Annotated in this window: 20 protein-coding genes; 3 read left to right on the top strand and 17 right to left on the bottom strand. The window is 72.4% G+C overall.

Features of this window, described 5'->3' with window-relative positions; genetic code table 11:
* Positions 1-10: 10 nt before the first annotated feature.
* From flgK to L7N97_RS19620, 17 genes are all read right to left on the bottom strand, one after another.
* Complete coding sequence (flgK, locus tag L7N97_RS19700) at positions 11-1,516, bottom strand: flagellar hook-associated protein FlgK (protein WP_237479978.1); 1,506 nt, start codon at positions 1,514-1,516, stop codon at positions 11-13.
* A gap of 82 nt (positions 1,517-1,598) precedes the next feature.
* Positions 1,599-2,801, bottom strand: coding sequence for a flagellar hook protein FlgE (locus L7N97_RS19695; RefSeq protein WP_237479977.1), 1,203 nt, complete (start codon positions 2,799-2,801; stop codon positions 1,599-1,601).
* Positions 2,802-3,014: 213 nt separating this feature from the next.
* Positions 3,015-3,599, bottom strand: coding sequence for a transglycosylase SLT domain-containing protein (locus tag L7N97_RS19690; RefSeq protein WP_237479976.1), 585 nt, complete (start codon positions 3,597-3,599; stop codon positions 3,015-3,017).
* The gene (locus L7N97_RS19685; RefSeq protein ID WP_237479975.1) at positions 3,592-5,109 is read right to left on the bottom strand and encodes a flagellar hook-length control protein FliK; all 1,518 of its coding nucleotides are present in this window, start codon (positions 5,107-5,109) and stop codon (positions 3,592-3,594) included. The genes L7N97_RS19690 and L7N97_RS19685 overlap by 8 nt, the downstream gene beginning before the upstream one ends.
* Complete coding sequence (locus L7N97_RS19680; RefSeq protein ID WP_237479974.1) at positions 5,106-6,347, bottom strand: chemotaxis protein; 1,242 nt, start codon at positions 6,345-6,347, stop codon at positions 5,106-5,108. Before L7N97_RS19680 ends, L7N97_RS19685 begins: the two co-directional genes overlap by 4 nt.
* Positions 6,344-7,540 carry a flagellar motor protein MotB gene (locus L7N97_RS19675; protein ID WP_237479973.1) on the bottom strand — a complete coding sequence of 399 codons (1,197 nt, stop codon included), beginning with the start codon at positions 7,538-7,540 and terminating at the stop codon, positions 6,344-6,346. The genes L7N97_RS19680 and L7N97_RS19675 overlap by 4 nt, the downstream gene beginning before the upstream one ends.
* The gene (locus L7N97_RS19670; protein WP_237479972.1) at positions 7,537-8,220 is read right to left on the bottom strand and encodes a hypothetical protein; all 684 of its coding nucleotides are present in this window, start codon (positions 8,218-8,220) and stop codon (positions 7,537-7,539) included. Before L7N97_RS19670 ends, L7N97_RS19675 begins: the two co-directional genes overlap by 4 nt.
* Positions 8,220-9,923, bottom strand: a complete 1,704-nt coding sequence (gene fliF / locus L7N97_RS19665) for a flagellar basal-body MS-ring/collar protein FliF (RefSeq protein WP_309242823.1) — start codon at positions 9,921-9,923, stop codon at positions 8,220-8,222. The genes L7N97_RS19670 and fliF overlap by 1 nt, the downstream gene beginning before the upstream one ends.
* Positions 9,924-10,154: 231 nt before the next feature.
* The gene (locus tag L7N97_RS19660; protein WP_237479970.1) at positions 10,155-11,717 is read right to left on the bottom strand and encodes a glycosyltransferase family protein; all 1,563 of its coding nucleotides are present in this window, start codon (positions 11,715-11,717) and stop codon (positions 10,155-10,157) included.
* 75 nt (positions 11,718-11,792) lie between these two features.
* Positions 11,793-12,710 (bottom strand): hypothetical protein, encoded by a 918-nt coding sequence (locus tag L7N97_RS19655; RefSeq protein ID WP_237479969.1) that lies wholly within the window; start codon positions 12,708-12,710, stop codon positions 11,793-11,795.
* A complete protein-coding gene (locus L7N97_RS30345; RefSeq protein WP_237479968.1) occupies positions 12,707-15,067 on the bottom strand; it encodes a tetratricopeptide repeat protein in 2,361 nt (786 codons plus the stop codon). Before L7N97_RS30345 ends, L7N97_RS19655 begins: the two co-directional genes overlap by 4 nt.
* Before the next feature lie 134 nt (positions 15,068-15,201).
* Positions 15,202-16,149 (bottom strand): flagellin N-terminal helical domain-containing protein, encoded by a 948-nt coding sequence (locus tag L7N97_RS19645; RefSeq protein WP_237479967.1) that lies wholly within the window; start codon positions 16,147-16,149, stop codon positions 15,202-15,204.
* A gap of 242 nt (positions 16,150-16,391) precedes the next feature.
* Positions 16,392-17,180, bottom strand: a complete 789-nt coding sequence (gene fliP / locus L7N97_RS19640) for a flagellar type III secretion system pore protein FliP (protein WP_237479966.1) — start codon at positions 17,178-17,180, stop codon at positions 16,392-16,394.
* On the bottom strand, positions 17,177-17,653 hold the full coding sequence (locus L7N97_RS19635; RefSeq protein ID WP_237479965.1) for a flagellar basal body-associated FliL family protein: 477 nt from the start codon (positions 17,651-17,653) through the stop codon (positions 17,177-17,179). The genes fliP and L7N97_RS19635 overlap by 4 nt, the downstream gene beginning before the upstream one ends.
* Positions 17,654-17,669: 16 nt before the next feature.
* On the bottom strand, positions 17,670-18,377 hold the full coding sequence (gene flgH, locus L7N97_RS19630) for a flagellar basal body L-ring protein FlgH (RefSeq protein ID WP_237479964.1): 708 nt from the start codon (positions 18,375-18,377) through the stop codon (positions 17,670-17,672).
* A complete protein-coding gene (locus L7N97_RS19625; protein WP_237479963.1) occupies positions 18,374-18,925 on the bottom strand; it encodes a MotE family protein in 552 nt (183 codons plus the stop codon). Before L7N97_RS19625 ends, flgH begins: the two co-directional genes overlap by 4 nt.
* Before the next feature lie 225 nt (positions 18,926-19,150).
* Positions 19,151-19,831 (bottom strand): NnrU family protein, encoded by a 681-nt coding sequence (locus L7N97_RS19620; RefSeq protein ID WP_237479962.1) that lies wholly within the window; start codon positions 19,829-19,831, stop codon positions 19,151-19,153.
* A 289-nt stretch (positions 19,832-20,120) separates the two neighbouring features.
* Between L7N97_RS19620 and L7N97_RS19615 the strand changes: the two genes are divergently transcribed.
* From L7N97_RS19615 to pnp, 3 genes are all read left to right on the top strand, one after another.
* Positions 20,121-20,423, top strand: coding sequence for a hypothetical protein (locus tag L7N97_RS19615; RefSeq protein WP_237479961.1), 303 nt, complete (start codon positions 20,121-20,123; stop codon positions 20,421-20,423).
* 179 nt (positions 20,424-20,602) lie between these two features.
* Positions 20,603-20,872 carry a 30S ribosomal protein S15 gene (gene rpsO, locus L7N97_RS19610; protein WP_237479960.1) on the top strand — a complete coding sequence of 90 codons (270 nt, stop codon included), beginning with the start codon at positions 20,603-20,605 and terminating at the stop codon, positions 20,870-20,872.
* Positions 20,873-21,150: 278 nt separating this feature from the next.
* The gene (gene pnp, locus L7N97_RS19605; protein WP_237479959.1) at positions 21,151-23,286 is read left to right on the top strand and encodes a polyribonucleotide nucleotidyltransferase; all 2,136 of its coding nucleotides are present in this window, start codon (positions 21,151-21,153) and stop codon (positions 23,284-23,286) included.
* Positions 23,287-23,377: the final 91 nt, after the last annotated feature.

Below are 23,377 nucleotides of genomic sequence, written 5' to 3'. Positions count from 1 at the left end.
GCGGGTCCCGTCAGTTCACGGCGGCCAGCAGCGCGTCGAGCATCGACTTCACCGTGGTCATCAGCTCGGCCGAAGCCTGGTAGGAATGTTCGAGGTCGAGCATCTTGGACAGCTGCTCGTCGAGGTTCACGCCCGTCGCGCTCGACAGGCTGGCCGTGGTCTGCGTCACCACGGCGGCGCTGTTGGTCGCGTCGGTCGAGGCCGACTGGCGCGTCGACTCCAGCCAGCCCACCGACGAGGTCGCGTAGTCGGCGAGCGTGCCCGAGGCCGCGCCGCCCGACGAGGCGTCGAAGCTCCGCGTGGAGCCGAGCTGGCTCACGAGGGCATTCAGGCGGCCCGAGTAGCTCGCCGCGCCGGTCGTGTTGCCGGGCGCGGCGCCGTTGAAGCCGCCGTCGCGCAGCGCCGTCACCGAGCCGTAGGTCTTGGGCGTGGTGCCGGGGGGGCTCGTCACCGCGCTCGGGTCGACGGCCGCCGCCACGGTCAGCCGCGCCGCGAGGCCCGTCGTCGAGGTGGGCGTCGGCATCGTGGTCGAGGTGCCGTCCATGAACAGCCCCGGCACGGTCGCGCCGCTCGCGGTGGTGTCCGAGAAGGCCGAGACCAGGCCGCCGGCGATCTGGTCGAGCTGAGCCCCGTAGGCCACCGCCGTCGTGTCGCGGAGCTGGGCCAGCCCGGCGATGGCGCCGCTCTTCGACGCCATGCCGCCGCTGCCCGTCACCGCCACCCCGTCGACCGTCACGGCGCCGCCAACGGTCCCGGCCGCGTAGGCGCCGGTCGGCGCGAAGGCGACGGTGCGGGCCGTGCCCTGGAACAGCGTCGCGCCCCCGTCGGTGTAGAGCGCCAGCCCGCCGCTGCCCGCGTCCGCCGTGGTGATGCCGATCTGGGCCGACAGCGACTGCAGCACGCTGTTGCGCGCGTCGATCGCGTCGGTCGCGTCGGTGCCCGCCACCGTGGCGTCCACCACGGCCTTGTTGGCGGTGGCGAACTGCCCGAGCAGGGTGTTCACCGTGGCGACTGCCGCGGCGAGGCCCTTGTCGGCCCCTTCCCGCACGCTCTGCACGGCGGCGGCGGCGGCGTTGAGGTTCGCAGCGAGGCCCTTGGCGGCTGTCACGGCCGCGGCGCCCAGCGTCGCGTTCGAGGGCGAGGCCGCATATTGCCCGATCGCGTCGGACAGGGTGCCGATCAGCGTCGCCGGCGACGTGTCGGTCGCGGTGCCGTCCGCCGCCGTGGTGGTGGACAGGCCGAGCGTGCCTTCGAGCTGGTCGAGCCCGCTCGACAGGGCCGAGGACGAGGCCGCGCCGGCCTTCGCGGCGAGCAGGTGGGCGAACAGCGCCGCGTCGGCCGCATTGGTCACCCCCGAGACGCGGACCCCGCCGTCCTGCGTGGTCGCGAGCTGAGCGGTCTTGGTCGAGTAGGTGGGATCGTTCACGCCCGCGATGTTGCGGGACACGATCGTCGACAGCGCCGCGTTGGCGGTGAGCGCCTGCTGGGCGATGTTGAGGGTTGTGGTCAGGCTCATGGAAGGGTCCTAGACGCGACGCGGACGGGCGGGCGCGATCCGCGGGAGGCGCTCCCGCGGCGGGGTCACGCGGGTCGGCCGATCAGCTCGACAGCTGGTCGACGACCTTGAGGAGGTCGGAGCTGGCCTGGATGACCTTGGAGTTGGCCTCGTAGGAGCGCTGTGCCGAGATCATGGAGGTGAGCTCGGTGGCGAGGTCCACGGTGGAGTTCTCCAGGTTGCCCGAGTCGATCTCACCGAGGCTGCCCGTGGTGGCGGTGCCGATCGTCATGTTCCCGGAGGCGAGGTTGGCCTGGTACACGTTGCCGGTCAGCGAGGTGAGGCTGTCGGGGCTCGGCACGTCGGCGAGCGGGATGCGGTAGGTCGCCTCGCTGACGCCGTTGGCGTAGACGGACGTCACCGTGCCGTCCGTGCCGATCGTGACGTGGTCGAGCTTGGAAGGCGCGCTGCCGTCCACCGTCGCGGTGTTGATCGTGAACGACGAGGCGAGCTGGGTCGACTGGCTGACATCGAGGGTCAGCTTCTTGCCGCCGAGGCTGGTCAGGTCCGCCGTCAGCGTCGTGGCGCTGGCGTTGCTGCCGCTCGCGAGCTTGCCGGTGGTGGGGTCGTAGGTCAGCGGCTGGGCCGCGCCGATCGTCGTCCCATCCGCGTCGTTTGTGATCTGGGCGCTCCAGGCGTTGGCGCCGGTCTTGGTGAAGGTGATGTCGAGGGTGAGCGGGTTGCCGAGGTCGTCATAGGCGACGATCGAGGTCTTGGACGTGGCGCCGGAGGCCGCGTTCGAGGGCAGGTTGAACTGCAGCGTGCCGGTCTGCGACGGGGCGGCGTTGAGCTGCTGCTTGTTGAGGTTGATGACCTGCAGGCCGCCGGTGCCGTTGGCCGTGGCGGTCGAGCCGTCGGTCAGGTTGTAGCCCATCAGCTTGTAGCCGGCGGTGTTGACGAGGTCGCCCGACGCGTCGGCCACGAAGGAGCCGGCCCGCGTCAGCGCGGTCGCGCCGTTCGAGCCCTGCACCACGAAGAAGCCGTTGCCCTTGATGGCGAGGTCGGTGACGGAGGTCGAGGCCGTGAGCGTGCCCTGGTCGCCGATGCCGTAGCGCACCTTGGACTGCACGCCGCCCGACGTGTAGTCGGAGGTCGTCTGGTTGCCCAGCATGGTCTCGAAGTCGACCGTCGCGCTCTTATAGCCCGTGGTCGCGGAGTTCGCGATGTTGTCGCCGATGGTGCTCAGCATGTTGGCCTGCGCGGCCATGCCCGAGACGCCGGTGTTGAGGGTTCCGAACAGACTCATACGAGGGCGACCTTCGCGACGACATCGGGGAGCAGGATTTGGTCAGGCATCGGAGGCGTTTTGCCGTCGTCCGGAGCCGCAAACCTTGGGCGATGCTGCGACAATGCCGCGGAAGGGATGATTTAAAGTTAACGGTGAAAATCGATGGCCGGTCGCTTCAGTGCCAGACCGGGACAGCGCGGGGCGAGTCGCGCTCCTCCCGGACGGCCGACCTCAGGCGGCGGGCTCGCCGCAGAACCGGCGGGCGTTGTCGGTCCAGCCGCCGAAGCCGCTGTTCACCATCTTGCGGATCACGCCGCACACGTACTGCTTCTGCGCCGCGTCGTTGTTCGGCCCCGCATTGTAGCGGGCCACGGCCAGCGTCCAGGTCTTCTCGCGCGTCTTCAGCTCGCGCAGGAAGCGGGCCGCGTAGTCGACGTTGTGGGCGGGGTCGAACATCTCCGTCACGGACGCGAAGTTCTTGCCGTGCCAGCGGTAGTTGATCTGCATGCAGCCGATGTCGATCAGCGACGCGCCGCGCCGGTGTGCGGCCTCGAAGGTGGCGAGCGCGTCGTCGAGCGTGGCGTTGGGGGCCGAGCGCCCCTCGATGTTCATCGTGTAGGGCTGGAGCCCGTCGCGCCCGCCGGTCTCCAGCAGCCCCACCGCGTAGAACACGGCGAGCGGGATGTCGTAGCGCTTGGCGGCGGCCGCCACCTGGGCCTCGCAGGCGTGCGACGGCGCGGGCGGCGCGGGCGCCGCGAGGGCGGGACAACACAGCAGCGCTCCGGTCGCCAGCGCGAGGCCGATACGCTCAAACATACAGGGCTCCGGGCCGCGCGGCGGCGGGTGCGGGCGTCACCTCCGCCCGGAGGGCGGCGACCGGCGCGTCCGGCGCGTCGCCGCGGGACGCGCGCCGGCGTCCGCCCTGCGGGTCGCCCGATCCGCCGGCCCGGCCGTCCGGGGAGGCGCCGGGGCCGTTGTCGGCCATGCCGCCCGAGCCGGGCTGCGACGGCACCGGGGCCGGAGCCGGCGTGCCGCGGGCCAGCGTCGGCGCGTCGGTGCCGAGGCCGGCCGCCGACACGGCCGCGGTGAGGAGGTGCCGGTCGCGGTTCAAGAGGTCCAGGGTGTGCGGGTCCGACACCGTGATGGCGACGTCCATGCGGCCGGCCGTCATGGTCAGCCGGATCGACACGGAGCCGAGGTGCTCGGGATCGAGCTTCACCACGACCTCGCGCCCGCCGTCCGCCGTGGTGCGGATGGCGCCGGGCAGCGCCGGGCCGGGCGCCGCCGCATCGGCCGCCGGCGCGGCGGCCTGCGGGGCCGGCGCGGCCGCGTCCGGAGCGAAGGAGATCAGGGCCGCCGCGACCTGCTGGGCCGCGGACGTCGTCGAGCCCGCGGCGGCGAGGTCGGCGGCCGCGACCGACGCCGGGCTGGTCGGCGGGGCGCCATCGGCCCCAACCGCGGCACCGTCGTCGGTGCCGTCGTCGTCCCCGTCGTCCTGCCGACCGCCCGTCGGAGCGGTGGGGGCGGACACGGAGCCGGTGGGCGCGTCGCCCGCCGCGGCAGGCGAAGCGGCCGGCGCGGCGGCAGACTGCGGCGCGGTCGACGCCGGGGCGGACGCCTTCATCGGTGGTGCAGCGGCCTTGGCCGGCGATACCGGAGCGGCCGGGGTGTGCGGCGAGGCGGCGCTCGCGGCAGGCGGCGGGGGGGCGGCAGGGTCGGCGCTGCCGGCCGTCGCCTGTCCGGACGGCGGCGTCTGGGCCGCCACGGGTTGCGGCGAGGCCGGAGCGGGGCCGGCTGGGGCCGACGCCGCCGGGTCCGCACCGGGCGGGATCGCCGCTCCGGCCGATGCGACGGCGAGGGTCGCCCCGGCGGCGGCGGCCGTTGCGGTCGGCGCCGGGGCTGGGGGCGAGGTCGGGGCGGCCGGCTGTGGCGCCAGCGCGGCCGCGGCGGCCAGCACCGCGAGGTCGACGCCGGTGGCCGTATCGCTCCGGCCCGGCGTGGAGCGGTCGCCGGCGGCCGATGGCGCGTCGTCGCCGCTGCCGGCGTCGGCCTCGTCGCTCGGGGCCGATCCGGCGTCGGACGCCGCCGCGAGGCGCGCCAGGGCTGCCGCGCTCGTCGGGTCGACCGGAGCCGGGCCCGCGGGCGTCGCTGCGGGCGGGGCCGGCGGCGGGGCGGGGGCTGCGAGCGCCCCGCGCCCCACGGCGTCGAGCATGCCGCCGAAGGCCGACGCGGCCGCGGGAGCCGCGCCGGTCGCGGATCCCGCCGACGGCGGGGGCGGCCTGCCGCCGCCGAAGCCGGCGGGCAGGAACGACAGGTCGGCGCTCATCGCGTCGCCCCGGCCGAAGCGGGGCCGGCGGCCAGGAGCGCGTCGCCGGCCGCCAGGGCGCGGTGGGCGCGGTCGAGCAGCGCCGTGGTCGGGTCATCGGGGACCGCGCCGGCCACGTCCTGCCCGCGGTCGCCGAGGCCCGCGTCGACCGAGGCCGCGACGACGGAGGCGGCGTCGCGCAGGTCGGCGTCCCGCTGCGGCAGGCGCGAGGCGTCGATGGCGCCGAGCGCCGAGCGGGCCGCCGGGGCGGCGTCCGATGCGGCGGTGGCCGCGGCGGCGTAGAGCTTGGCGCGCTCGGCCTCGTTCGCGTCCGGCGCCAGGGCCGCGGCGCGCGCGGCGGCGTAGCGGGCCGCCTCCGCCCGGCCGCCCACCAGCGCGTCGCGCGCGAGCGTCAGGTAGGTGGCCCGACGCTCCGCCTGCGGCAGCTCGGCGAAGACCGGGTCGAGCTTGGCGAGCCCGGCCACCTCGCCCGCCATCGCCAGCCTCACCGCGAAGGACACGAGGCGGCTCTTGAAGTTCGCGGCGAAGACGGAGGACCGGTAGCGCCGGATGTACTGCCGCGACAGGCCCGCGAACTTGTCGAGCGTCGCGGGGTCGGCGAGCAGGAAGATCTGGCGGCGCAGCGCCGCCTCCTCGACCAGCGAGCCGGGGACGAGCAGCCGCGCCGTGTCCAGCATGGCGTCCGCGCGGGCCGGGTCCTTGTCGGCCAGCAGCGTCGCCATCACCAGGGCCAGGTGGCCGCCGAGGCTCGCCGGCATGGCCCGCGGGTCGATGTTGCCCAGCAGAACGCGGGCGACGTCGTCCTGCCCTTCGGCGTAGGCGAGCGCGCCCTTCACCAGCCGGTCGCCCTCGGGGGTGAAGGCGGGGTGCCGCTCCAGCACGGCGCGCACGGCCGAGGGCCGGCCGGCGCTGAACAGGAATAGCGCCGCCGCCCCCGTGTTCCGGGGCTCCTTCCAGGCGGACGGATCGGCCGCCGCGAAGACTTCGGCGACGTGGCCGAGCATCTTCGCCTGCGCGGCCTGGGCGGCGGTGCTGCCGTGCGCAACCTGCTCCTGGAGGTTCTGCAGGGCGCGGACCGCCGCGTAGGGCGCGAGCCCGGCCTCGGCCGGCTTGGCGGCTCCGGCGGGCTTCGCGGCCTCGGCGGGCCTGGCCGCCTCCTCGCCGGCCAGGGCCGGCGCGGCGGAGAACAGGATCAGCGCCGCGCCGAGCGCGGCGTGACGGCGGTGGCGCGGCCTCATGGCGCTTCCCTCAGCAGGATCTCGATGCGGCGATTCTCGGGGGCGTCCGGATCCTTGGCGTTGCGCGGCTGGCGGTCCGCGTAGCCCTCGATGCGCTCGAAGCGCGCGTCGTCGACGCCGCCGCGCACGAGCATGTAACGCGCCATGTCGGCCCGCGCCGAGGACAGGCGCCAGTTGTCGTAGACGTCCGACCTGTACTTGCGCGCGTCGGTGTAGCCGCGCAGCACGACGCGGCCCTTCTGCGCCTTCAGCAGGCGGCCGATCTTCTCCATCAGCGTGACGGTGCGGGGCGAGGGCTCGGCCGAGGCGCTGGCGAACATGGAGAACTTCGCGTCGTCGGTCAGGCCGATCAGCACGCCTTCCGCGGTCTGGCGCACCTCGACCCTCGGCTCGGGGCCCGGAGCCGCGGCCGCGACGGACTTCATCAGCGCGTCGATGCGGCCCTTCAGCTCCGCGGCCTTGGCGGCCGGGGCGGCGGGCAGCGGCGCTTCCGCGGGGTCGGCCAGTGCGGCGGCGGCCGGAGCCGGCGCGGAAGGCACGGTCGACGGCAGCGTGGGCTCGGTGCGGCCGGATTCGGCGGCGCCGTCGACCGCGCCGGCGGGACGCATCGAGGACGGATCGAAGGGGTCGCGGAAGGCCTCGCCGCCGCGTCCCTCGACGGCCGCGGCCGGCCCCGCGCCGCCCTTCGCGCCCTCGGGCGGCGCCTTGACGCCGGTGCGGGCCGCCGGCGACGCGTCCTTGGCGGCGATCTCGCCCAGCACCGCGTAGGGGTCCTTGAACAGGGCGGCGTCGTCCTTCCGCACGTCGTCCTTCTTGGGCTCGTCGCGCTTGCCCTCCTCCTCCTTCTTCTCGTCCTTGCCGGGCTTGGCCTTGTCGGCGGGTTCGGGCGAGGCCTTCTCGGGCGCCTTGGCGCCGGTCTTCTTGGGGTCGGGGGTGGCCTTGTCGCTGGGGTCGCCGAGGCCGGGCGGCTGCGGGGTCGAGTCGACGAGCTGGATCGGGTTGAAGTATTTGACGATCGCGGCCTTGGTCTTGTCGTTGGCCGACAGCAGCCACATGACCAGGAAGAAGGCCATCATGGCGGTCACGAAGTCCGCGTAGGCGATCTTCCACGCGCCGCCGTGGTGGCCGTCGTCGTGGCCGCCGCCGTGGCGCTTGATGATGATGATCTCGTGGGGGTGGGATTCGTCGCTCACGCGGCCTCCTCCTCGGCCGTGCCGGCGAGGCCGCGCCCGAGCGCCCCCGCCCAGGCGGCGAGCCGCGTCTCGATCCGGCTGTTGTCCGCCGTGACGACGACCTCGGCGGCGTCCGAGGCCGCGAAGGTCATGCCCCCGACCTCGACCCCGGCCGCCGCCAGGGCGGCGCGCAGCGCGGCGAGCAGGTCCGCGGGCCCCGACACCGCGACCGTGCCGCCCGCGCCGGCGAGCACGAGGTCGGCGACCGCGTCGCAGAGACCGTCGACCGCGCGGCGGCGCGCGGCCGCCCCGAGCAGCGGCTCGAGCGCCGCGGCCGCGGCCTCGCCGAGCAGCTCCCCGAGCGCCGCGGCGGCCGAGCGGAAGCCCGCCGCCAGGGCGGCGCCCTCCTCCGCGGCCCAGCGCCCGCGCGCCTGCGCGATCTCGGCGGCGTGGCGCGCGGCCGCCTCGGCCATCGCCGCGGCGTGGGCGGTTCCGGCCTCGGCCAGGGCCTGCGCGACGGCCGCGTCCACCGCCGCGCCGACGCGGTCCACCTCGGGCTCGTCCGCGGGGACCTCGATCTTGGGTTCGGGCTCGGCGCCGAACAGGGGCCGCACGGCGCCCGGCGGGGCGGCGCGGAGCTTCGGCGCGGCGGCGGGGGGCATCGCGTCGAAGTCGACGAGGAAGCGGCGCATCGCGCTCATCAGGCGGCTTCCTTCTTGTGGATCCACTGCTTGAGCACCGCGGCGGCCTGCTGCTCGTCGAACTCGATCATCTGCTCCAGCCGCTTCTGCGGCGAGCGGCGGGGCTGGCTGGTGATGTCGTCGATGAGGCTCACCTCCTCGTTCCAGGCCGCGACCTGGAGCGGCGAGGGCCGGCCGCCGGCGAGCGCGTCCATGCCGACCGGCATCGCGTCGAGCACGCCGATGTCGCCCGGATCGGGCAGCATGATCGGCTCCTCGCCGCCCGCGAGGACGGGCAGGCCGTCCTCGGCCGCCGCCGCCGCGCCGGGCACCGGGGCGGTGAGGATGCGGGTCAGCGGCCGCACCACGAAGAAGACCACGACGCCGGTGAAGACCAGCACCAGGCCGGCGTTGATCAGCGTGCCGCCCTGGCGCATCACGGCTTCCGCGAGGCCCGGCGCCGGCACGGGTTCGAGGTCGCGCGCGTCGTCGACGAAGTCCACCGCCACGACCTTGACGGTGTCGCCGCGCGCCTTGTCGACGCCCGCCGCCGTGGCGACGAGCCCCTCGACGTCGGCGATCCTCTTGTCGACCTCGGCCGGGGCGGGCTTGTCGCCGAGGCCCGCCGCGACGGCGGCGCGGTCGACCACCACGGCGATCGACAGGCGGTCGATGTTGTAGCCGGCGCTCGACGTCGTGACGGTCTTCGACGAGATCTCGAAGTTGTTGAGCTCCTCGCGCTTGTCGTTCTGCTCGGAGGAGGACTTCCCGTCGCCCGCCGGCGTCTTGGCGCCCGGCAGGTTCTGGCCGACGCCGGCCGGGGGCGAGCTCGTGGAGTTCTGCTGGTTCTGCGTTTCCTTGACGGTGCGGGTCGAGCGCTCGACGCGGCCGTCCGGGTTGTAGGTGGTTTCCGCGGTCTGGCGCGTGTCGGTGTTGAGCCGCGCCGTCACCGACACCTGCAGGTGCTTGGCGCCGAGCGAGGGGGTGAGGGTGCGGCGAATGTTCTCCGCGACGTTGCGGTCGATCACCTTCTCGAGGTCGAGCATCTTGGTGGGGGCGCCGTTCGCGGCGTCGTCGCCCGACGCCAGCACGGTGCCGTCGGTGGACAGCACCGTCACCTCGTCCACCGTCATGCCGGGCACGGCGGCGGCCACGAGGTGGCGGATGGCGCCGGCCACGTGGCTGTCGTCGAGCGAGGAGGCGCGGATCACGACGGAGGCCGAGGGCGGCTGGCGGGCGCGCCGGAACGAGCCCTCGTCCGGCAGCACCACGTGGACGCGCGCGGCGCGGATGCCCGAGATGGTCTGGATGGTGCGGGCGAGCTCGCCCTCCAGCGCACGCACGCGCGTCACGTCCTGCATGAAGGAGGTGAGGCCCAGCGAGCCCATCTTGTCGTAGAGCTCGTAGCCGGCGTTGCCGGAATGGGGCAGGCCGCGCTCGGCGAGCAGCATGCGGGCCTGGGCGGTCTGGCCGTAGCGGACCGCGACCGCGGTGCCGTCGGGGCTGACGTCGAAGGGGATGTCGGCGTCGTGCAGCGCCGCCCCGATGGAGGCCACGTCGCCGCGGTCGAGGCCGGAATACAGCGTCTCGGAGGCCGGCCGGCTCAGGTAGTAGCCGCCGACCCCCACCAGCGCGAAGACCGCGACGCCGACGGCCGCGAGGGCGCCGAGCTTGCGGCCCCCGAGCTGCAGCAGGTTCGCCCACAGCCGCTGAACCTGTTCCATCGCGTCCATCGATTCCCCGAACGGCACCCTCGTCCGGGTTCACTGTCGGGGATGGAGCTTGTGCGGACGTGGCTCTCGGGAGGGTGCGCGAGGACGGATGCGGACGTGTCGGGCGTTCGGCGAGCCGCGACGTGGCTGGCAAGGCCTATGGGATCGAACTGCATCGATCCTTGATGCGCACCTTGCTCCGGCGTCGAAGGCAGGGGAAACCTCATCCAGCCGGAAGCGGCTTCAGGCGGCCGCCTGTTCCGGCGTGAAAAGTTCGCCGAGCCGGTCTGCCTGCCGGTTGGCACGCATCAGCGCCCGGCCCCGCTCGCCCAGTGCCGTCCGGACGGCGTCCTCGCCGAGCAGCAGCATGCACAGATCGGCGAGTTCGCCGTAGCCGCAGATGGCGAGGCCTCCCTGGTAGGATGCGAGGTCGGGATCGCCCTCCACGCCCTCCGTCACCACACAGGCACCGTTGGCGAGCAGGTAGCCGACACGCGCGCTCTCGAAGATCGCCGCTTCGTAATGGTGCATGTTCAGCACGATCTTGGACCGGGCGATCGCGGCGTCGCGCTCTGAGCCATATACGTTGAAGAGGTGGACGACCTTGACCCCACGCGCCCTCAGGTCTTCGAGCACGGCGGCGCGCCGTTCGTTCAGCGATCCGTAGAACAGCACATCGATGTCTTCGGCCGGGCCGCGGGCGATCCGCTCCAGCGCGTCGGCGTGGCCGAGCGGCAGCAGCCGCGCGTGAGCGATGCCCATCGCCCGAAGCGCCGCGATGTTGCGATGGCTGTAATCGAGCACCCGGTGGCGCCGCATGATGGCGAGGTAGGCGTCGCTCAGCCAGCCCGAGGCGCGGTCGATCTGCTCGAGGTTGTAGATCACGCTGCCTTCCGGGAGGGCCAGCGACATGGCGGGGCTGAGCAGATGGGCACCGAGCACGATCGGCAGCCTCCCCGCCCACTCGCTCGGATGATGCACAACCGGCGCCGAGCCGCCGCGCTCCGCGAAGGCGGCGCTCAAGCCCAGCGCCGCCTCGTCGAAGGCGCGGTGATGATCGTAGCCTTTCGGCGTGACGACGTAGATGCAGTGGCGGTCGGCGTGGGCGGACCAGGACCCGTCCAATCCGGCTAGGGCCGGCGCGGCCGGAGTCGGCACCGCGGCGTTGCGGGACTGCGCCTGCCGCCGCCGCTCGCGCCAGTGCTCCCATACGGCGCGGTCCTCGGTCGTCAGCGCGACCTTGCGCAACGTGACCGACATGGAATCTACCGCGCGAGGCGTCGCCAGCACGGCATCGCGTGCCACGCCCTGCGCGGCGAGCGCCTCGCCGAGCGGGCTAGGCACGAAACGAAGGTCGTCGACGACGAAGCGGAACTCGCTCCATCCCATGTACCAGAACCAGTCGGTGTAGTAGAGCCAGCTCCGCTCGTTGAAGGCCCGGACGTGGGTGGGGTCCTGCCACGCGCCGAGCGACAGGTCGTAGGGCACGCTGATGGCAAAGCGGCCGTTCATACGGAGCAGGCCGAGACAGGTCGTCATCATCGCTTTGAGGTCGGGCACGTGTTCCAGCACGTCGTTGGCGATGATACGGTCGAAGGAACCCGGGCCCAGCGTGACGAGGCCGAAGCGCCGCGTGTGCACAGTGACGCCGCCCTCGACGAGATCGACAGCGCTGAAATCCAGCACCGCATCGGGCGCCCAGGTGTCGTCGACGTCGACGTTGAAGCAATCGTGCTGGAAGTCCTTGCCGGAACCGAGGTTGAGGCAGGAAACAGGCAACATTCGGATCGGGTCGAAGGCGTTCATGACACGAGGTCCGTTCGGGTCGGGGGCAGGGAATTCACGAGAGGGTGCAGGGTGTTCGGGGCCGCGCAGGGACGGTCAGCCTCGGAGCAGCAGGCGCGGGTCGTGTCGGCCGGCAGCGTCCACGACGTACCGGGCGAGCGCTTCAGTGGTGAGGTGACGGCGCATCGCCCGATCGATGCGGGCTTCGAGCCTGTCCCACAGAGCGCGGCCCTCTGAGCGCTCGAAGAAGCCGACGCCGTGCTGCAGCAATGCGGACCGGGCTTCGGTGAGTTCCAGCTTCGGCAGGTGCACCATGGTCCAGGCCGGGCACTGCTCCAGCCCTTCGAAGTTCGGGACGCAGCGGTTCGCCATGATCTCGTAGTGGCGCAGACAGTCCCAGCCCGCCTTCTTGCAAGTATAGCCGAACAGGCTCTCGGCGTAGTCGGCGTAGTAGGGCTCCTCGGAGCCGTAGACGTAGGTCGAGCGGTCGCGCGGGTCGATAAAGGAGAAGAGCTTGCGCTTCTCCGCCACGCTCGGACGAAGGCGCTCGGCGGGAATCGCGAACTGGATGGGCGCCACGCAGGGTCCGGGGGCGGCGAGTTCGCGCTTGAAGTAGGTGCCGCGGCCGAGCAGCGGCGTCGCGACGAGCTGGTCGTCCTCGCCGTCGACGAAGACGACGCGCCCGGCCGGGTAATGGTCGAGCACGTCCTGGAGGTGACTTTGGCAGCGGCGGATCGAGCCGTAGACGACGAGGTCGAAGAACCGGGCCGCGATCTTGGCCGGGATGTCGGTGCGGTCGACGGCGCCGTCGGATCCGAGGAGACCGTAGCAGGTGAAGCCGCGGCCGTAGAGGGCCTCCCGCCGCTGCGAGCCGTCCGCGAAGTCGGCCGCGTACATGTAGGGCATGCGCTCGGCGTCGACCGCGGCCGGGCCGAACAGCGAGCGCAGCCCGTGGAACAGCATGTCGCACTGGTAGTCGACGGAGGTGCCACCGGAGATGAAGAGGACGTTCACGGAGACATCCCCTCGGCCGAGACGGCGAAGGCTTCCGGCGCCCCACCGGCGTCGTGGATCGCGACCATCCGCTCAAGCGCGGCCTCGTAGTCGCGCGTGTAGCGCGGCGTGTCCCACAGCGGCGCGCTCGCCCGGTTCGCGGCCAGCCGGGCGCGCAGCGCGCCGAGCCGGCCGGAGTCGCGCGCCAGGGCCAGCGCCTCCGCCTCGTAATCGGCGAAGGATTCCGTCACGAGTTCGGGCAGGCCGACGGCGCGGTTGAGGCTGGCGGCGACGCGGCCCGCGAAGAGCGGCCCCAGCATCGTCAGCACCGGGACGCCGGCCCAGAGGGCGTCGGAGGCCGTGGTGTGGGCGTTGACCGGGAGCGTGTCGAGGAACAGGTCGGCGAGGCCGAGCCGCCCCAGGTGATCGCCGAAGCCGGCCCGCGGAGCGAAGACGAGCCGGTTCGGGTCGATGCCGCGCGCGGCCGCCTCGCGGCGCAGGTTGTCGCCGGCCTGCGGGTTGGCCTCGAACAGCCAGAGCACCGAGCCCTCGACCGTGCCGAGGAGCCGCATCCAGATGTCGAAGACCAGCGGCGTGATCTTGTAGGTGTTGTTGAAGCAGCAGAACACGAAGCCGCGCTCCGGCAGCCCGTGATCGGCGCGCCGCGCGCCGGGGTCCGCTCCGGAGCGCTGGCGGTCGTTCGGCTGGTAGCTGTGCGGCAGGTGGACGATGCGCTCGTCGTAGAAGGGCTGGTGCTCGAAGGGCGCCACGGTCTCGTCCACTACCACATAGTCGACGTGCGGCGTGCCCATCGTGCCCGGGAAGCCGAGGTAGTTCACCTGGACCGGCGCGGGCCGGAAGCTCAGGATGTTGGGCCGCGAATCGGTGGTGAAGCCCTTGAGGTCGACGAGGAGGTCGAGGGCGTCGTCGGCGATGCGCTGCGCCGCGTCCCGGTCGCCGAGGAACGACACGTCCACGAAGTGTTCGAGCGCTCCCGTCATGCGCTCGCCCATGACGGAGCCGTCGCCGCGGCCGATGTTGTACCCGAAGGTCTCGAAGCGTCCCCGGTCGTGCTGCTCGAACAGGTCCATCAGCAGCACGGCGGTGGCATGGCCGCGGAAGTCCGCCGACAGGTAGCCGACGCGGATGCGCGTCCGCGGCCCTTCGCGCTCGGGATGGCGGAGCGGGGCGGGGGCGACGGTGAGGTTGGCCTCCGTCCAGGCGCGCGTCCACAGCAGCGTTTCGGCGTTCGACAGGCCGAGCGCCATGACGATGAAGGGCGAGAAAGTGTTGCCCCGCTCGACGCAGAGCGCGAGGTCGTCCGCGAGCGTCGTGCCGAGGGCACGCCAGTCGCAGGCGTGCATGCGCGCCCACAGCAGGGCCATGCGCAGCCAGGGCCGGTCCGGCGCGATCGCGGCCGCGTGTTCCAGCACGGGCGCGGCCGTGCCGTAATCGGCGAGGTCGCGGTAGCATTCGGCGAGGAAGATGAAGCTCTCGACGAGGTCGGGCTTGAGCCGGATCGCGTGTTCGAGGAAGGGGATCGCAGCCCGGGGCTGCTCGATGCGCTGCAGCATGTAGCCGACGTTGTGATAGGCGCGGGGGTCGTCCGGCGCGAGCTCCAGGGTGCGGCGGAAGTCGGCGAGCGCCTCGTCGAACCGCCCCGCGCGCTGGTGGAAGACGGCCCTGTTCATGCGGGCGAGGGCGTGGTCGGGGCGCTCGGCGATCGCGCGGTCGAGCAGCGCGGCGGCCTCGTCCGGCCGCTCGTCCTCGGCCAGGAGCGCGCTCAGGGCCAGGCAGGCGCTGCCGCCGATGCCCTCGGCGGCCATCACGACCCGAAGGTCGGCCTCGGCGTCGCGGGACCGGCCGAGGCGCCGCAGGGCCGCCGCCCGGCGCATGAGGGCCGGGGCGAAGGCGGGATCGACCGCCAGGGCCCGCTCGCTGGCCTCCAAGGCCCCCGCCAGATCGTCCGTGCAGAGGCAGACCTCGGCCAGGGCGGCGAGGGCCGCCGGCGCATCCGGGGCGAGGGTCACGGCACGTTCGGCCGCCATCCGGGCTTCGGCGAGCGTGCCGCTTTCGGCGAAAGCCAGCGCGAGCTGCGTCCACGCTTCGGGGTCGTCGGGGCGGATGGCCAGGGCCGAGCGGAACAGGTCGACGGCCTCGGGATAGCGGCCGCGGCGCGCCGCGATCACCCCGAGATTGTGGCGGGCGCGGGCCGCGTCGAGCCCGGCGTCGCGCAGGCGGGTGAAGAGCCGTTCAGCGCCGTCGAGGTCGCCGGCCCCGAACAGCGCGACCGCGCGGGCGAAGGCCGGCCCGCCGGCCCGCCCTGCCCCAGCCGACCGTGCCCGCCTCGCGTCGCGCCGCCGTTCCGCCCTGTTCACGCCCGGTCCCGCCCCGTCCGCCTCGAAGTGATGAGCGAGGATGCGGGCGAGGCCTTGCGCGGACCTGGGAGGTGGACGCGCGAAGGGCGCCGGCCCTCGCGGACCGGCGCCCTCTGTTCACCGATGGCGAAGCGCTAGCCACCGAACAGCTTGAGGATGAGCTGACTGTTCTGGTTGGCGATGGACAGGGCCTGGATGCCGAGCTCCTGCTGGGTCTGCAGCGCCTGGAGGCGCGTCGAAGCCACGTTCATGTCGGCGTCGACCAGCGAACCCACGCCGGACGTGATGGCGTTCGATAGTGAGGTCACGTAGGTCTGCTGGTTCGAGATCACGCTCGACGCCGTGCCGAGCTGGGTGCCCGCATTTGTCACCTGATTGATCAGCGTGTCGACGGCGCTCTGCAGCTTGGTCAGGTCGGCCGAGGTCGCGTTGGTGATGTTGATGGAGAGCAGGCTACCAGTCGCATAGGCGCCCGCGCTGGCGCCCGTGGCGGCCGAGCCGGCGACGCCCGTGCCGCCGAAGGTGCCCAGCGACACGGCCAGGATGCCGCCCGCGCCGCCGACCTGCGTGCCCGAGGTGCCGGAGGTGGCCACGCTCAGCGTCTGCACGCTGGTGGCGCCGGACGCGTTGCGCGTGAAGGACGACACGAAGGACGCCGAGGTGCCCGACGACCCGTCGAGCAGGTTCACGCCGTTGAACGAGGCCGAGGTCAGGACGGCGATGAGGCTCTGCTGCTGGGCCGTGATGTCGGTCTGCACGCTGGCCGTCGAGGTGCCCGGCTGCTGGGCGGTCACGAGGTCCTTCTTGATGTTGTTGAGCAGCGTCAGCGTGGAGGTGATGGCCGCCGTGGCGGTCGACACCACCGAGGAGCCGAGGTTCAGCGCGTCCGACACGGAGGAGAGAGCGCCGGTGTCGGACTTCAGCGTGGAGGAGATCGACCAGTAAGCCGCGTTGTCGGACGCCGTCGACACCTTGAGGCCGGACGAGATCTGCGACTGGGTGGTGTTGAGCGCCTTCTGGGTCGCAGACAGGTTCTGCAGCGCCGTCATGGCGGACGAGTTGGTGAGGATGCTGGAAGCCATCGTCGGATATCCCGTTGGTCGTGGAGCGAGGACATCCCGGATCGATACCGGTCCGCAGGAACGGCCTGATGCCTTCGATCATCCCCCGCCGCCCTTCGCGGCGGGCCGGTCCGATCGATCTTGCGTGGCCCCTTTCTAGGGCCGGCGCGGTTTAGCGGATGTGAATCCGACGGGTCGGATGCGGCGCTTCGGCCTGGCGTGGTGAGCGAAGCGTGAACGGGCTTCACCGCCGCCGGCGGTCCTCACGAGTAGGAGCGGATCAGGCTGCCCACCAGCATGTTCCAGCCGTCGATCAGCACGAAGAACAGCACCTTGAGGGGGAGCGAGATGACGGAAGGCGGCAGCATCATCATGCCCATCGACATGGTGATGGTGGACACCACCATGTCGATCACCAGGAAGGGCAGCGCGATCAGGAAGCCGATCTCGAAGCCGCGGCGGATCTCCGAGATCATGAAGGCGGGGATCAGGACGCGCAGGTCCACGGTGGCGCGCTCGGCCGGCGTGGCGCCGGGGGCCGCGGCGCCCGCGGCGGGCTTGATGCTCGCGGGGGCGAGGTCGTCGAAGAGCTTGAGGTCCTTGTCGCGCACCTGCCCCAGCATGAAGTCCCGGAACGGCCCCGAGATCCTCGTGTAGGCCTCGCTCTCGGAGATCTTGCCGTCGAGCAGCGGCCGCAGCCCGGCGTCGTAGGCGCGGTCGAAGGTGGGCGCCATGACGTAGAAGGTCATGAACAGCGACAGCGACACCAGGATCAGGTTGGCGGGCGTGGTCTGCAGGCCGAGGCCCGAGCGCAGGAACGAGAACGCGATGGCGAACCGCGTGAAGCTCGTCACCATGACGAGCAGCCCCGGCGCGATCGACAGCACGGTGAGCAGCCCGACGAGCTGCACGATGCGGCCGCTCGCCGTGCCGCCCGCCTGGGGCAGCACGTTGCCGAGGTCGATCGTCTGGGCCCCGGCCGCGCCGATCGCGAGGAGCAGGCCGGCCGCCGTCAGCGATCCCGTCAGGGCGGCGGCGCCCGTCCTCGTCATCGCACCACCAACGTCTCGATCAGGAGTTCCCGCACCTTGCCGTCCGAGCGGAGCCTGGCCCGCTCGTTGAGGTCGTCCCGCAGCGCTTCGAGGCCGCTGGCGCCCTGGATCTGCTCCAGCGTCAGCGTCCGCACGAAGGCCAGCACGTCCTCGCCCACCTTGGGGGCCAGGAGATCCATGGCGGGCGCGTCGGTCTTGTCGAAGACCAGCGCGGTTTGCAAGCGGATCCAGGCGCCGTCGGGGCTGGCGAGGTTGGTGACGACGGGCGTCAGCTCCTTCAGGGCCCGCGCCGGCGCCACGGGCGCTGCGGCCGCCTTGGCGTCCGGGTTCGCCAGGGCCTTGTCCTCCGCGGCCCGCGTGGCGGACACGATCTGCCGCCCGACCAGCGCGCCGCCGCCCGCCGCCGCCAGCGTCAGCACGATCACGGGCACCAGGGCGCCGAGCACCCCGGGCTTCTTCTCCTTCGCGGCCATGGCGGTCCCGCCCCGCTCAGAAGGGCTTCAGCGCGTCGTAGAGCTGGTGGCCCCAGCCCGGCTGCTGCACCTCGCTGATGCGGCCGCGCCCGCCGTAGGAGATGCGCGCTTCCGCGATGCGGTCGTAGGCGATGGTGTTCTCCTTGGTGATGTCGCGCGGGCGCACCACGCCCGCCACGTTGACGATGCGCAGCTCGTCGTTGACCCGCATCTCCTGCGAGCCCGAGATCAGCATGTTGCCGTCCGGCAAGAGGCCCGTGACCACGGCCGCCACCGACAGCACGATCTTCTCCGAGCGGTCGACGTTGCCGACGCCGGTCGCGGCCGAGGTCGAGTTGATGTCGAGCTGGGGCGAGATCTTGAAGGGCGTCGAGCCGAGGCCCGGCGTGACGTCGAAGCCGTTGCCGATCTTGGCCGTGGTGGTGCGGTCGGACGAGTTGCCGAGCTTGGCCTTGTCGTCCATGGCAATGTTCACGGTGAGCACGTCGCCGACGCGGGTGGCGCGCACGTCGCGGAACAGGTTGGCGCGGTCGTCGTCCCACAACGACTGCGGGCTCGAGCGCGGCGCCGCCGGGAAGCCATAGGCCGCGAAGGGCGTGACGTCGGAGTGGAGCCCCTGCCCCACCGCCGACATGTCGGGCGCGTGGCCGATGTCGGCGGGCGGCGTGCCGCAGGCGGCGAGGCCGACGCAGAGCGGCAGCAGGGCGAGCAGGACGCGGGTCACGACCGGCCCTCCTCGGGCGGCGGGGGGGCGGGGGGCGGCGGTGCCGGCGGCGGCACGAGGCCGGCGATCGTGCCCACGAGCTTCACGGCGCGCTCGGCCGGGATCTCGTTGAGGATGGCGGATGACTGGCGGGCGTTGAGGCCGCTCAGCACAGCGGCCGCGGTCGCGTCGTCGAGGGCGGCGATCTGCCCCGCGGCGGCGTCCGGGCGCATCTTGCCGTAGATGGCGACGAGCGAGGCTTCGGCGCGCTTCTTCGCCTCCTCGTGGGCGTCGAGCACCGCCTTGACCTCGGCCTCCTTGGCTTCGAGCGCGGCGACGCGCTTGGCGATTCCGTCCTGGAGCTCGTTCAGCTTGCGGGTCTGCAGGGCGAAGCGGGCGTCGGCCGCGGCCGCGGCGACGTTCTGGCAGAAGCGCTGCGCGTCCGTGCTGGGCGCGGGCGTGGCAGGGAGCGCGGGCGTGGCGGGGGGCGCGGGCGTCGCCGCGTGAGCCGCCGGGCTGAGGCCCACCAAGGCGGCGAGGAGGCCCGGGCGGGCGAAGCTGTGGCGCATGGCGGCGGAGGTCGGCCTCGAAGCGAAGTTCGGTCGCGTCGAAGCTGACGCCGCGAACTTGCCTCGGGCTGTTTCGCGCGGGAGCCGGGATCGGAGGGGCCCGGCCCTCCGCGGGGCGCGGGGCGGGGGGCGGGGCCGCGCGATCTCCGGAAAGCGCACTGACCGGCTCCGCCGGAGGCCCCCGGGCCCCGGGAGCCGCGTTCCCTCGTGCGGACTGTCGGCGGTTCAGGACGGGAACGGCGACACGCCGACGATGTGCGCGTGGCCGCCGAGCATCAGGGCGTAGAGCAGCACGGCGAGGCCGAGCTGCCAGGTGACGAGCTGGCGCCAGTCCAGCGTCGTGCGCCCCTGCGCCAGGGCGGCGAAGGGCAGGATCGAGGTCTGGGCCGCGAAGGGGCGCCACCGCTCGGCGCCGAGCAGGCGCTCCCGCTTGGCGTCGATCGACGCCGGGCCGGCGAAGCACACGAGGGCGAAGGTGCCGAACAGCACCGCGGAGGCGAGGTCGCCGTTGCCGACGAGGTGCACGGCGGCCCAGAGCCCCACCCCGACGAGGAACGGGTGGCGCGTGACGCGCACGATGCCGTGCGGCGGCTCGGCCAGCCGCGCTTCCTGCGCCACCGAGGTGGGGTTCGGCGTGGTGACGCCGACGACGGCGAGCAGGAAGGCGGGCAGCATCAGCGCGATGGCGAAGGGCTTCCACCATTCGAGCGGGCCCCAGGTTTCGACGTAGGGCGCGGCCTTGTAGCTGTTCACCAGCCACCAGATGCCGAACAGCGAGGCGGCCGAGAAGGCGAGCGAATAGCCCCCCGCTCCGAGGCGCGCCACGGCGCCGTCGCGCAGCCGCGTCCCGGCCACGCCGAGGTGGATGGCGGCGAAGAACACGGCGCTCAGGACCAGCATGGACATCGGGGAACTCCTCCGGCGAAGCCGAAGATTAATGCGGCCTTCGCCACGCGCGAGGATTTCGGCGCGCGCGGTCGCGCATGTCGCAGCCCCGCGCGTTGGCCGCGCAAGCCCGCGGCCACGCTCGGCGCGCAGGATCGGGGGACCGGGCGCGGAACTTGCTCGGAGCTCGTCCGTGGGCGGGGTCATGCGCCCGACACGCGGCCGCCATACGGAACCGGCTCCGGACCGTGGCGATATTGCTGCAGTGCAACATGGGTGGTAACCTGGCGGCGACTGAAGGAATCGGGACATGAGCGACGTTTGGAACACCAAATACGGCCCGCGCCGCGTGCGGCACGACCCGCCGGTGATCGCTGAAGCCATCGCGGCCGCGCAGGGCCTGTCGGACGACGCCGCCGAGCAGGCCGAGATCGCCGCCTCGCTGATGGGCGTGACGGTCGAGGAGGCAGCGGCCGAGATCAAGAAGCTGTCGACCAAGCGCCGGCCGATCACCCTCACCTCGACGGACCGCAAGGGCATGGCCCGCGCCGTGGTGGTCGAGCGCCGCCCGAGCCGCACGCTGGTCATGAACCGCGGGGCCGCGTCGCGCTGACGGCGGCTCCGGCCCGCGCGTCAAAGCGCTGGCGCGTGATCTCCGGTCGTGTATAAGGGCCTCGCGTCCGCCACCCCGTCACGGGGCGATGCGGCTTTGCTGGACGACATCCCGGCAGCGCGCAGGGCGACGCATCCCGGCCATCTCCGGCCGACCCTCCACGACCGAAAGGACCCACGATGTCGATCACGGCCGAGCGCAAGACCGCGCTCATGAAGGAACACGCCACCAAGTCGGGCGACACGGGCTCGCCCGAGGTGCAGATCGCGATCCTGACGGAGCGCATCAACAACCTGACCGAGCACTTCAAGACTCACAAGAAGGACAACCACTCGCGCCGTGGCCTCCTGAAGCTCGTGTCGAACCGCCGCTCGCTCCTCGACTACGTCAAGGACAAGGACGCCGCCCGCTACCGCGGCATCATCGAGCGCCTCGGCATCCGCCGCTGACCCTCCCGCGCCTTGCCACCCGGAGGGCGCGGACCACTTAACACCGAAGCGCGGCGGCGGCATGGGGCCGGCGTCGTGCCCGACCGGCGAGCGTGGTCATGGCAGGATCGCCAGGGGCTGCCTCGATTCCAGAGTCCTCGGGACCCGCACGCGGCGGGCCGGGGACTCCGGGCTTTGCCGGACGCCGAGGGGATCCCACCCGCGCCGTCCTCCAAGTCGAGGCCAGCCTCTCGCCGTCTTGCTCATGGCCGACATCCGGCTCGCCATGAAAGACGAACATGTTCGAAGTGAATCGCGAAGAGATCGACTGGGCCGGGCGCAAGCTCGTGCTCGAGACGGGCAAGATCGCCCGACAGGCCGACGGGGCGGTGCTCGCCACCTACGGCGAGACCAGCGTGCTGGCGACGGTCGTGTCGGCCAAGAGCGCCAAGCCGGGGCAGGACTTCTTCCCCCTGACGGTCAACTACCAGGAAAAGGCCTTCGCGGCCGGCCGCATCCCGGGCGGCTATTTCAAGCGTGAAGGGCGTCCCTCCGAGAAGGAGACGCTGGTGTCGCGCCTGATCGACCGGCCCATCCGTCCCCTGTTCCCCGAGGGCTACCGCTTCGACACGCAGGTCGTGGTGACGGTGCTGTCGCACGACATGGAGAACGACCCGGACATCCTCGCCATGGTGGCGGCCTCGGCGGCGCTCACCATCTCGGGCATCCCCTTCATGGGCCCCGTGGGCGCGGCGCGCGTCGGCCTCATCAAGGACGAGCTGAAGCTCAACCCCACCATCGACGAGATGAAGACCTCGTCGCTCGACCTCGTGGTCGCCGGCACGGCCGACGCCGTGCTGATGGTCGAGTCGGAAGCCAAGCAGCTGTCTGAAGCGACCATGCTCGACGCCGTGATGACCGGCCACCGCGGCTTCCAGCCCGTGATCGAGGCGATCATCCGCCTGGCCGAGAAGGCGGCCCGCGAGCCGCGCGACTTCGAGCCGGCCGACACTTCCGCGGTCGAGGCGGCCGTGATGGGCGAGGTCGAGGGCGACATCCGCGCGGCCTACCAGATCACCGCCAAGGCCGAGCGCTACAAGGCGCTCGACGCCGCCAAGAAGAAGATGATGTCGGCGCTGGCCCCGGCCGAGGGCGAGGCGAAGTTCCCCGCCCAGCAGCTCGCCGAGGCCTTCAAGCACGCGCAGGCCAAGGTGGTGCGCAACTCCATCCTCGACACGGGCCTGCGCATCGACGGGCGCGACCTGAAGACCGTGCGCTCGATCCGCTCCGAGGTCGGCATGCTGCCGCGCACCCACGGCTCGGCGCTGTTCACCCGCGGCGAAACGCAGGCGCTGGTGGTGGCCACGCTCGGCACCGGCGAGGACGAGCAGTTCGTCGACAGCCTGGAAGGGTCGTACAAGGAGCGCTTCCTGCTCCACTACAACTTTCCCCCCTACTCGGTCGGCGAGACGGGCCGCATGGGCTCGCCCGGCCGCCGCGAGATCGGCCACGGCAAGCTCGCCTGGCGCGCCATCCGCCCGATGCTGCCGACCGCGGCGGAGTTCCCCTACACGATCCGCATCGTGTCGGAGATCACCGAGTCGAACGGCTCCTCCTCCATGGCCACCGTCTGCGGCTCGTCGCTGGCGCTGATGGACGCCGGCGTGCCGCTGAAGGCGCCGACGGCGGGCATCGCCATGGGCCTGATCCTCGAGGGTGAGCGCTTCGCGGTGCTGAGCGACATCCTCGGCGACGAGGACCACCTCGGCGACATGGACTTCAAGGTGGCCGGCACGGCGGAGGGCATCACCTCGCTGCAGATGGACATCAAGATCGCCGGCATCACCGAGGAGATCATGCGGGTCGCCCTCGACCAGGCCAAGGGCGGGCGCATCCACATCCTCGACGAGATGGCGAAGGCCCTGACCGGCGCCCGCGCCGAGCTCGGCGAGTTCGCGCCGCGCATCGAGTCCTTCAAGATCCCGACGGACAAGATCCGCGAGGTCATCGGCACCGGCGGCAAGATCATCCGCGAGATCGTCGAGAAGACGGGCGCCAAGGTGAACATCGAGGACGACGGCACCGTGAAGGTGGCGTCGAGCGACGGCGAGAAGATCCGCGCCGCCGTGAACTGGATCAAGTCGATCGCCACCGACCCCGAGGTCGGCCTCATCTACGAGGGCACGGTCGTCAAGGTCGTGGACTTCGGCGCCTTCGTGAACTTCTTCGGCTCGAAGGACGGCCTCGTCCACGTGTCGCAGATGGCGCAGGGCCGCGTGAACAAGCCGTCCGACGTGGTCAAGGAGGGCGACAAGGTGAAGGTCAAGCTCGTCGGCTTCGACGACCGCGGCAAGACCAAGCTGTCCATGAAGGCCGTCGACCAGAAGACCGGCGAGGACCTCGACAAGAAGGAGAAGGAGCCCGTCACCTTCTGACGGCTCCCGCCCGGAACGACGACGAAGCGCCGCGGCCCGGAAGGGCCGCGGCGCTTCGCGTTTCGGAGGCCCGGTTCCGGGCGCCCGGCCT

The sequence above is a fragment of the Lichenibacterium dinghuense genome (genome assembly GCF_021730615.1).
Lineage (GTDB): Bacteria > Pseudomonadota > Alphaproteobacteria > Rhizobiales > Beijerinckiaceae > Lichenihabitans > Lichenihabitans dinghuensis.
Note: the sequence above shows the minus strand (reverse complement) of the source record. Positions and strands in the feature narration are given on the sequence as shown.

What these genes read in the sequence shown, in the direction of transcription:
- flgK (WP_237479978.1), bottom strand. Translation starts at nt 1,516, where the DNA reads ATGAGCCTGACCACAACCCTCAACATCGCCCAGCAGGCGCTCACCGCC.
- L7N97_RS19695 (WP_237479977.1), bottom strand. Translation starts at nt 2,801, where the DNA reads ATGAGTCTGTTCGGAACCCTCAACACCGGCGTCTCGGGCATGGCCGCG.
- L7N97_RS19690 (WP_237479976.1), bottom strand. Translation starts at nt 3,599, where the DNA reads ATGTTTGAGCGTATCGGCCTCGCGCTGGCGACCGGAGCGCTGCTGTGT.
- L7N97_RS19685 (WP_237479975.1), bottom strand. Translation starts at nt 5,109, where the DNA reads ATGAGCGCCGACCTGTCGTTCCTGCCCGCCGGCTTCGGCGGCGGCAGG.
- L7N97_RS19680 (WP_237479974.1), bottom strand. Translation starts at nt 6,347, where the DNA reads ATGAGGCCGCGCCACCGCCGTCACGCCGCGCTCGGCGCGGCGCTGATC.
- L7N97_RS19670 (WP_237479972.1), bottom strand. Translation starts at nt 8,220, where the DNA reads ATGAGCGCGATGCGCCGCTTCCTCGTCGACTTCGACGCGATGCCCCCC.
- fliF (WP_309242823.1), bottom strand. Translation starts at nt 9,923, where the DNA reads ATGGAACAGGTTCAGCGGCTGTGGGCGAACCTGCTGCAGCTCGGGGGC.
- L7N97_RS19660 (WP_237479970.1), bottom strand. Translation starts at nt 11,717, where the DNA reads ATGAACGCCTTCGACCCGATCCGAATGTTGCCTGTTTCCTGCCTCAAC.
- L7N97_RS19645 (WP_237479967.1), bottom strand. Translation starts at nt 16,149, where the DNA reads ATGGCTTCCAGCATCCTCACCAACTCGTCCGCCATGACGGCGCTGCAG.
- fliP (WP_237479966.1), bottom strand. Translation starts at nt 17,180, where the DNA reads ATGACGAGGACGGGCGCCGCCGCCCTGACGGGATCGCTGACGGCGGCC.
- L7N97_RS19635 (WP_237479965.1), bottom strand. Translation starts at nt 17,653, where the DNA reads ATGGCCGCGAAGGAGAAGAAGCCCGGGGTGCTCGGCGCCCTGGTGCCC.
- L7N97_RS19625 (WP_237479963.1), bottom strand. Translation starts at nt 18,925, where the DNA reads ATGCGCCACAGCTTCGCCCGCCCGGGCCTCCTCGCCGCCTTGGTGGGC.
- L7N97_RS19620 (WP_237479962.1), bottom strand. Translation starts at nt 19,831, where the DNA reads ATGTCCATGCTGGTCCTGAGCGCCGTGTTCTTCGCCGCCATCCACCTC.
- L7N97_RS19615 (WP_237479961.1), top strand. Translation starts at nt 20,121, where the DNA reads ATGAGCGACGTTTGGAACACCAAATACGGCCCGCGCCGCGTGCGGCAC.
- rpsO (WP_237479960.1), top strand. Translation starts at nt 20,603, where the DNA reads ATGTCGATCACGGCCGAGCGCAAGACCGCGCTCATGAAGGAACACGCC.
- pnp (WP_237479959.1), top strand. Translation starts at nt 21,151, where the DNA reads ATGTTCGAAGTGAATCGCGAAGAGATCGACTGGGCCGGGCGCAAGCTC.